Below are 8324 nucleotides of genomic sequence, written 5' to 3'. Positions count from 1 at the left end.
GACCGTATCCGGCTGAAATTAAAGGGCTTGAGCCCGGTAAAGTACCGGGAGCAGGTCGCGCTGGCCGCCTAGCCCCCCACCCGTCCAACTTCAGGGGGTCACTTCACCATGGGGGCTCGTAGGCGCCATCCATGGCGCCTGCGGTCCCGCGCCCCTGCCCCGCCCGGCCTCTGACACATTCCGGCGGTTCCCCCCGCCACGGAAAGAAAAAAGAAGAGCAAGAGCAAGGGCAAGAGCAGAAGCAGCATTCCGGGTGGCTGCCGTGTTGGACCAGCCCCCTACCCCACTTCGATCTGACAGATCTCATCCACGCATGGCGTGGATCTACCGTGTCGACCAAGGTCGACACCTGCCAGGAGCCGCCGGTACCAGCCGCCGCGAGAAAGTGTCGGGGGTGGGGCGGTGTGGGTTGGCAGGACCGTTGGCGCCATGGATGGCGCCATCGAGCCCCCATGGACGGGTTTACGGCGTGTCCTGCCAACCCACACCGCCCCGCCCAACCCGCAGAAACCCAGAGCCGCTTTGGCTTTGGCTTTGGCTTTGGCTTTGGCTTTGGCTTTGGCTTTGGCTTTGGCTTTTGCCCTGGCTTTGGCGTCTGCAGGTGCAGGGCGCAGCCCTGCCGAACACCCCTGCGCTGCGCTCGCCGGGCACGGCCCGGCGCTACCCGTAATGAAAAAGCCGCCTTTCGGCGGCTTTCTCATTACTTCAGCTTGATCTCGCGCAGGCGTTCCTCGAGGAAGCCGTGGGCGGTGATCGGCTCCGGGTACCGGCTCGGGTTCTCCGGGGTGATGCACGACGGCAGCACGTCGATCAGGAAGTCCGGGTTCGGGTGCAGGAAGAACGGCACCGAGTAACGCGGCTGGCGGGCCAGCTCGCCCGGAGGGTTGACCACGCGGTGGATGGTCGACGGGTACACGTGGTTGGTCAGGCGCTGCAGCATGTCGCCGATGTTGACCACGATGGTGTCCGCGTCGGACGTGAACGGCACCCACTCGCCCTCATGCGACTGCACTTCCAGGCCCGCGGCGCTGGCGCCGACCAGCAGGGTGATGAAGTTGATGTCGCCATGGGCACCGGCACGCACGTTCGGAATGTCGTCGGTGGTGATCGGCGGGTAGTGGATAGGGCGCAGGATCGAATTGCCGAAGTTGGTTTTGTCGGCGAAGAAGTCTTCCGGCAGGCCGATATGCAGGGCCAGTGCCGAAAGGACGCGCGAGCCCAGATTGTCCAGCGCCTGGTACAGGCCGTAGCCGCGCTCACGGAAACCTTCGACCTCGGTCGGCCACAGGTTCGGCGCCATCACGTCACGGTACTTGGAGTCGTCGGCGATCTCGCGGCCGATGTGCCAGAACTCCTTCAGGTCGAAGTGCTTGGAGCCCTTGGCGGTTTCCACGCCGAACGGGGTGTAGCCGCGGGCGCCGCCGCTGCCGGCCACGTGGTACTTGCGCTTGACCTCGTCCGGCAGGGCGAAGAAGGCCTTGAAGACATCGTAGGCCGCGTCGATGTCGGCCTGCGGGATGCCGTGGTTGCGGATGCCCGCGAATCCCCATTGGCGGTAGGCCGCGCCCAGCTCGGCCACGAAAGCCTCGCGGTCGCTGTCAAAACGGGTGATGTCGAGGGTCGGGATCTGGCTCACAGCGGTTCCTGGCTTGTCGTTGGGTCAAAGGGCCGGCAGCTGTCTGCCGGCCAGCCTGAACATTGTGACAGATCGGCCCAGGTACGCCACCGATACAATGAAACAAACCGATACAATGCGCCACCCGCGCGAGCAGGCAGCCCCTCCGGGCGCCCATGCAGCACGTCCCCTGCCCCCTGCCCGCCCGCTCCTGCACCATGTCCGCCGCCTCGCCCGATTCCGCCCCTGCCCCGCTTTCCGCAACTGACCGCCGCTGGCGCCGGCTGGCGTGGTGGTCGTTGTTCGTCGCCGCCAACGCAGCGCTGGCCCTGTTGATCACGCTGGGCAACGTGCCGCTGCGCGACAACCCCGGCGGCGGTCTCGGCCTGGCCTACCTGGCGGTCGCCCTGCCCGGCCACCTGCTGGCGCTGGGCGCGCTGGCCGGTGCGCTGCCTCTGGCGATCGGCCTGTGGCCGCGCAGCGCGCGCCCGCTGACGCTTTCAGCCATCGCACTGCAGGGTCTGTGGCTGTGCCTGCTGCTGGTCGACGCCAAGGTGTTCGCCCTATACCGGTTCCATCTCAATGCGATGGTCGCCAACATGGTGTTTGGCGGCGCGCTGCAGGACCAGGTCAGCCTGTCGTGGAAGACCTGGCTGCAGGTGGCCGGCCTGGTGGCGGCCCTCTTTGCTGCCCAGGCGCTGCTGGCCTGGGCCTGCTGGAAGCTGCTCTCGCCGGGGCCGCACCGGCACCGCGTGCTGCAGGCCTGGACCGCCGTTGCCCTGCTGATGGGCGGCGGCCAGGTCGCCACCGCCTACTACGATGCGCTGGGCGAGCGCGCCGTGATCAGCCAGTGGAACTACCTGCCCTGGGCGCAGCCGATCACCGCCAAGAGTTTCATGCGTCGGCTGGGCGTACACAGCCAGCAGCAGGCCGGCCTGCCCGATCCGCGCCACGCCCAGCTGCAGTATCCGCTGCAGCCGCTGCGTTGCCAGAGCCACCGCCGGCCCAACGTGCTGATGGTGGTGCTGGAATCGCTGCGGCACGACGCGCTGACCCCGCAGTACATGCCCCACACCGCGGCGCTGGCCGGCTCGGCCCGCGTCTACGACCACCACCTCAGCACCGGCAACGCCACCCGTTACGGTCTGTTCGGCCTGTTGTACGGCCTGCCGGGTGGCTACTGGCCGAGCATGCTGGACGAGCAGCGCGGCTCGCAGCTGTTCAAGGTGCTGCAGCAGCAGGGCTACGACCTGCATCTGTACGGCAGTGCACCGCTGTACAGCCCCGAGTTCGACCGCACCGCATTCGCCGACGTGCGTGACCAGCTGCACCAGGGCCCGACCGGGCTGGATCCGTCCGCGCGCGACCAGAGCATCGTCGCGTCCCTGCAGCAGGACATCACCCGCAGCCAGGCCGCGCAGCGCCCCTGGTTCGGTTTCGTCTTCCTCGATTCCACCCACGCGCCGTACCACATGCCGGCCGGCTATCCGCCGGTGGCCACGCCGATGGCCGCCGATATCGACTTCCTCAAATTCGGCCCGGACCATGATCCGGCGCCGGAGTTGAACCGTTATCACACGGCCGTGCACTACGCCGACAGCCTGGTCGGCCAGCTGCTCGACCAGCTGCGCGCACAGGGCCTGGAGCAGGACACCATCGTGCTGGTGACCGGCGACCACGCCGAAGAATTCAACGACCTCGGCCTGAACTACTGGGGCCACAACGGCAACTTCTCCAACCACCAGGTGCAGGTGCCGTTCGTGCTGCGCTGGCCGGGCGAAGCCAGCGGCCACGACGCGCGCACCAGCTCCCACGAGGATTGGGTGCCGACGCTGATGCGGCACGCACTGGGCTGCGAGAACGCGCTGGGTGATTTCAGTACCGGCCAGGATCTGCTGGCCGTGCCGCAGGGCCAGCGCTCGCTGGTGGTGGAGAGCTGGTCACAGCGCGCGGTACGCCACGGCGAGGTGATCTACGTGTTCGACAAGTTCGGCAACGCCACCGCACTGGACCAGGACTACCTGCCCCTACCGCAGCAGGCGCCGGACCCGGCCGCACTGCGCACTGCATGGGACGCGCTCACGCGCTTCCGCAACCGTTGAAATCCAGGACAGATTCACGATGAACCGCCCGTTGCGCATCCTCCACACCGAAGCCGCCAAGGGAATGGGTGGCCAGGAGATCTACATTCTTCGCCACATGCAGGTGATGCGTGCGCGCGGCCACGAGGTTGCGCTGCTGTGCCAGCCCGACGCGCGGCTCGGCACGCTGGCCCGCGATGATGGCTTCACCGTGCACACCCTGCGCATGGGTGGCATGGCCCGCCTGATGCGCGGCATCTGGTCGGTCTCGCGCCTGGTACGCCGCGAGCGCTACGACGTGGTCAACACCACCAGCCGGCGCGACACGCTGATCGCCGCTGCGGGCGCACGCCTGGGCGGAACGCCGCTGGTGGTGCGCTCGCGCCACCTGATGAGCCCGGTCAATTCGCTGCTGACCTATACCGGGCTGCCGCACCGGGTCATCACCGTGAGCCGGTTCGTCAAGCAGCTGCTGGCCGAGCGCGGCATCGCTGGCGGGAGCATCGGCATCGTGCCGCCCATCGCGGTACCGCCGCGCTGGACCGACATGCGCAAGGAAGACCCGTGGCAGTGCCTGCAGGACGTGCGCGCCGAGGTCCGTGCCGAACTCGGCTTCAGCGACGAGGACATCGTGGTCGGGTGCGTGGCCGTGCTGCGCGAGCCGAAGGGCCATGCCGACCTGCTGCGCGCGATCGCGCCGCTGTGCAAGGCCAACCCGCGACTGCACCTGGTGGTTGTCGGCAATGGCGAGGCGGTCATGCAGCGCCTGCTGGCGATGCGCGAAGAACATGGCCTGCAGCAGCAGGTACACCTGCTCGGCTACCGTGACAGCGCCTGCCGCCTGATGACCGGCTTTGACATCTTCGCCCTCGCCTCGCACAAGGAGGCCGCCGGCACGGTGTTCCTGGAGGCCGCCTACGTGGCCGTGCCGATCGTGGCCACGCGGGTGGGCGGCGTGCCTGAGATGGTGCTGGAGGGCAGCAATGCGATCCTCACCCGGCTGGGCGACAATGGCGCGCTGACCGCTGCGCTGCGCCTGCTGGTGGACGATCCGCAGCGGCGGCAACTGATGGGCCGTGCAGGCTGGGACTGGATGCGCAGTGCGCACGACTTCAGCCCGGCCGGGCATGGCGAAACCACCGAATCCTATTACCACCAGTGGCTGAAGGAGCTGGGACATGGCTGACGCGCGAACTGTTCCGGTGCTGATGCACCACCACGTCAGCCCCTCGCCGGGGATGATCACCGTCTCGCCGGAAAACTTCGAGAGCCAGATCGCCTGGCTGGCCGACAACGGCTGGACCTCGCTGACCCTGGACCAGTACGCCGGCTTCCTGGCCGGCAAGCCGGTGCCGCGCCGGTCCATCGTCATCACCTTCGATGATGGCTACCTGGACAACTGGGTGTACGCGCACCCGATCCTGCAGAAGTACGGCATGCATGCGGTGGTGTTCGTGGTGACCGGCTGGATGGGCGAAGGCGATGTACGCCCGCATGCCGGCATCGCCGGGGCCACGCTTCCTGCGACGCCGGACCACCGTGGCTGCGAAGCGGCGATCTTCGAGGACGACCGCAGCGACACGGTGATGATGCGCTGGAGCGAAGCGCGCGCAGCCATCGAGGCCGGCACCTTCGAAGTGCACTGCCATACCCACACCCACACCCGCTGGCTGCGCCGTGATGACCTGGACCGCGCACAGCGCCGTGCCGGCATCAGCCAGGACCTGGCGATCTCGCGGCAGGTGCTGCAGGACAAGCTGGGCGAAGTGTCCGACACCCTGTGCTGGCCCTACGGCGATTTCGACCAGGATCATGTCGAGGTGGCCCGCGAGCACGGCTTCCGTTACCTGCACACCACCCATCCGTTCGGCCGCAACGTGGTCGGCGGCGATCCGGAGCGGATCTACCGCTTCGCGATCCGCAACCGCCCGGCCAGCTGGCTGCGCAAGCGCATCGCGCAGAGCTACAACCCGCTGATCGCGCCGTTCTTCAACGGCTTCAAGGCGCGCCAGAAGAAGATGGTGCCGGGGCCCTGATCACGCACCCCGCGCTGCGGAAAGCAAAAACGCCCCGGTCTCCCGGGGCGTTTTCCGTCTGGGCCCAGTGCAGCCGCCTCAGGCGGAGGCTGCCGCCTTCACTGCGGCCGACAGGCGATCCAGCGTGTCCTGCATCAGCACGGCCTCGTCGGCTTCGACAGTGACGCGCACCACCGGCTCGGTGCCGGACGGACGCAGGAACGCGCGACCGCGCCCCGCCACTGCCTGCTGTGCTTCGGCCAGCGCCGACTGCACGCTGTCCGCCTGCACGGTGGTCTTGGCCGAGACATCACCCAGACGCACGTTGACGGTCTTCTGCGGCACCTTGGCCAGCGGCTGCAGGGCCTGGCGCAGGGTCTGGCCACTGCGGCGCAGGGCCACCAGTACCTGCAGGGCGCTGACGATGCCATCGCCGGTGGTTGCGCGATCCAGGCACAGCAGGTGGCCGGAGGCTTCGCCGCCGAGCACGCCGCCGCCTTCCACCAGCGCCTGGTGCACGTAACGATCACCCACGTTGCTGCGCACGAACGGGATCTGCAGTTCGCCCAGGGCCTTTTCCAGGCCGAAGTTGCTCATCAGCGTGCCGACCACCGGACCGCGCAGGCGGCCGTCGGCCTGCCACGCACGGGCCAGGATGTAGAGCAGGTCGTCGCCGTCAACCGGGTTGCCCTGGTCGTCGGCCATCAGCACGCGGTCGCCGTCACCATCGAAGGCAATGCCCAGGTCGGCACCGGTCTGGCGCACCTTGGCCGCCAGGTTGTCGATATGGGTCGAACCCACGCCGTCGTTGATGTTGACGCCGTTGGGTTCGGCACCGATGCCGATCACTTCGGCACCCAGCTCACGGAACAGCAGCGGCGCGATCTGGTAGGTCGCACCGTGGGCGCAGTCCAGCACCAGGCGCACGCCACGCAGGTCGAAGGTGCGCGGCACGCTGGCCTTGCAGAACTCGATGTAGCGGCCGACCGCTTCGCGCGCACGCGCCGCCTTGCCCAGCTTTTCCGACTCGGCCGTGGTGAACGGCACGTCCAGCGCTGCTTCCAGCGCCAGCTCGGTGGCGTCATCAAGCTTCTCGCCCTGGGCGGAGAAGAACTTGATGCCGTTGTCGTAGTGCGGGTTGTGCGAGGCACTGATGACCACGCCGGCATCCACGCCCAGGGTGCGGGTGAGGAAGGCCACCGCCGGGGTCGGCATCGGCCCCAGCAGCTGCACGTCGGCACCGGCAGCCACCAGGCCGGCTTCCAGTGCGGCTTCGAACATGTAGCCGGAAATGCGCGTGTCCTTGCCGATCACCACGATCGGGCGGCGCCCGTCGTGGCCGCGCTGGTCGACCAGCACGCGACCCAGCGCATTGCCCAGGCGCATCACGAAGTCGGCCGAGATCGGGCTCTGCCCGACGCGGCCGCGGATGCCGTCAGTACCGAAGTACCTGCGGCCTGCCATTACGCAGCCTCCGGCGCCGGCGCCGGCTGGCGGCCGAGCATGGCCAGCAGGTCGGACAGGCGATCACGCATTTCACGGCGGTCGCAGATCTGGTCGATGGCACCGTGTTCCAGCAGGAACTCGGAGCGCTGGAAGCCTTCAGGCAGCTTCTCGCGCACGGTCTGCTCGATCACGCGCGGGCCGGCGAAGCCGATCAGCGCCTGCGGCTCGGCGATGTTGATGTCGCCCAGCATGGCGAAGGAGGCCGACACGCCACCGGTGGTCGGGTGGGTCAGCACCGAGATGTACGGCAGGCCGGCTTCACGCAGCTTGCCCAGCGCAGCGGAGGTCTTGGCCATCTGCATCAGCGAGAACAGGCCTTCCTGCATGCGCGCGCCGCCGCTGGCGGAGAAGCACACGTAGGGGGCACCGATCTCGACCGCCGTTTCAGCGGCCAAGGCGAAGCGCTCGCCGACCACCGAACCCATCGAACCGCCCATGAAGGCGAAATCGAAGGACGACGCCACCAGCGGACGGCCCTTGAGCAGGCCGCGCATGGCGATCAGCGCGTCGTACTCGCCGGTGTTCTTCTGCGCGATCTTGATGCGCTCGCTGTACTTCTTCTGGTCCTTGAACTTGAGCAGGTCCGTCGGGCCCAGGCGCGCACCGATCTCGGTGGTGCTGTCAGCGTCGAACAGGGCCGCCAGGCGCGCGCGGGCGCGGATCGCCATGTGGTGACCGCACTTCGGGCAGACCTCCAGGTTCTCTTCCAGCTCGGGGCGGTACAGCGCGCTGCCGCAGCTGCTGCACTTTTCCCACAGGCCCTCGGGGACGCTGCGCTTCTTGCTGGGGGTGTTGTCGGTGCGGATGCCGGACGGCATCAACTTGCTGAGCCAACTCATGCGGGAGGACACTTCCGTTCAGGGCGGCCCGAGGGCCGCAAAGGCGGACAGTCTAGCTCCGCTGCCCCCGCCCGTGCACCCCTTGCGGAGCATGGGCCGGCAGGAAAAAACCATGCTGGGACGTACGTTTAGCGCCGGTAGCGCCGGGCCATGCCCGGCGGACGCTGCTCAAACCCCGCGTCGCCGGGCACGGCCCGGCGCTACCGACATCGCTCGATCCCCGCTCTGGTGGGTGTCGACCGTTGGTCGACACGCTCTTGCATGGCAT

Annotated in this window: 6 protein-coding genes; 3 read left to right on the top strand and 3 right to left on the bottom strand. The window is 68.0% G+C overall.

From position 1 onward, the window contains the following. Positions 1-700: 700 nt before the first annotated feature. Positions 701-1636, bottom strand: coding sequence for a 2-oxoglutarate and iron-dependent oxygenase domain-containing protein (locus QMZ26_RS20920; protein WP_079222616.1), 936 nt, complete (start codon positions 1634-1636; stop codon positions 701-703). 197 nt (positions 1637-1833) lie between these two features. On the opposite strand from QMZ26_RS20920, the gene QMZ26_RS20915 reads away from it, so the two are divergent. The 3 genes from QMZ26_RS20915 to QMZ26_RS20905 are packed head-to-tail and all read left to right on the top strand — an operon-like array spanning position 1834 to position 5732. After that, positions 1834-3717, top strand: coding sequence for a sulfatase-like hydrolase/transferase (locus QMZ26_RS20915; RefSeq protein ID WP_283222553.1), 1884 nt, complete (start codon positions 1834-1836; stop codon positions 3715-3717). A 19-nt stretch (positions 3718-3736) separates the two neighbouring features. Beyond that, the gene (locus tag QMZ26_RS20910; RefSeq protein WP_079222618.1) at positions 3737-4882 is read left to right on the top strand and encodes a glycosyltransferase family 4 protein; all 1146 of its coding nucleotides are present in this window, start codon (positions 3737-3739) and stop codon (positions 4880-4882) included. Continuing rightward, the gene (locus QMZ26_RS20905) at positions 4875-5732 is read left to right on the top strand and encodes a polysaccharide deacetylase family protein (protein ID WP_079222619.1); all 858 of its coding nucleotides are present in this window, start codon (positions 4875-4877) and stop codon (positions 5730-5732) included. Before QMZ26_RS20910 ends, QMZ26_RS20905 begins: the two co-directional genes overlap by 8 nt. A gap of 78 nt (positions 5733-5810) precedes the next feature. On the opposite strand, the gene glmM is transcribed toward QMZ26_RS20905, so the two are convergent. Together glmM and accD are read right to left on the bottom strand one after the other, a co-directional pair. After that, the gene (glmM, locus tag QMZ26_RS20900; protein ID WP_283222552.1) at positions 5811-7175 is read right to left on the bottom strand and encodes a phosphoglucosamine mutase; all 1365 of its coding nucleotides are present in this window, start codon (positions 7173-7175) and stop codon (positions 5811-5813) included. Continuing rightward, positions 7175-8056: an acetyl-CoA carboxylase, carboxyltransferase subunit beta gene (gene accD / locus QMZ26_RS20895; RefSeq protein WP_079222621.1), complete on the bottom strand. Its 882-nt coding sequence runs from the start codon at positions 8054-8056 to the stop codon at positions 7175-7177. The genes glmM and accD overlap by 1 nt, the downstream gene beginning before the upstream one ends. Positions 8057-8324: the final 268 nt, after the last annotated feature.

It is taken from the genome of Stenotrophomonas sp. PFBMAA-4, from assembly GCF_030053215.1.
Taxonomy (GTDB): Bacteria; Pseudomonadota; Gammaproteobacteria; order Xanthomonadales; family Xanthomonadaceae; genus Stenotrophomonas.
Note: the sequence above shows the minus strand (reverse complement) of the source record. Positions and strands in the feature narration are given on the sequence as shown.

What these genes read in the sequence shown, in the direction of transcription:
- QMZ26_RS20915 (WP_283222553.1), top strand. Translation starts at nt 1,834, where the DNA reads ATGTCCGCCGCCTCGCCCGATTCCGCCCCTGCCCCGCTTTCCGCAACT.
- QMZ26_RS20910 (WP_079222618.1), top strand. Translation starts at nt 3,737, where the DNA reads ATGAACCGCCCGTTGCGCATCCTCCACACCGAAGCCGCCAAGGGAATG.
- QMZ26_RS20905 (WP_079222619.1), top strand. Translation starts at nt 4,875, where the DNA reads ATGGCTGACGCGCGAACTGTTCCGGTGCTGATGCACCACCACGTCAGC.
- glmM (WP_283222552.1), bottom strand. Translation starts at nt 7,175, where the DNA reads ATGGCAGGCCGCAGGTACTTCGGTACTGACGGCATCCGCGGCCGCGTC.
- accD (WP_079222621.1), bottom strand. Translation starts at nt 8,056, where the DNA reads ATGAGTTGGCTCAGCAAGTTGATGCCGTCCGGCATCCGCACCGACAAC.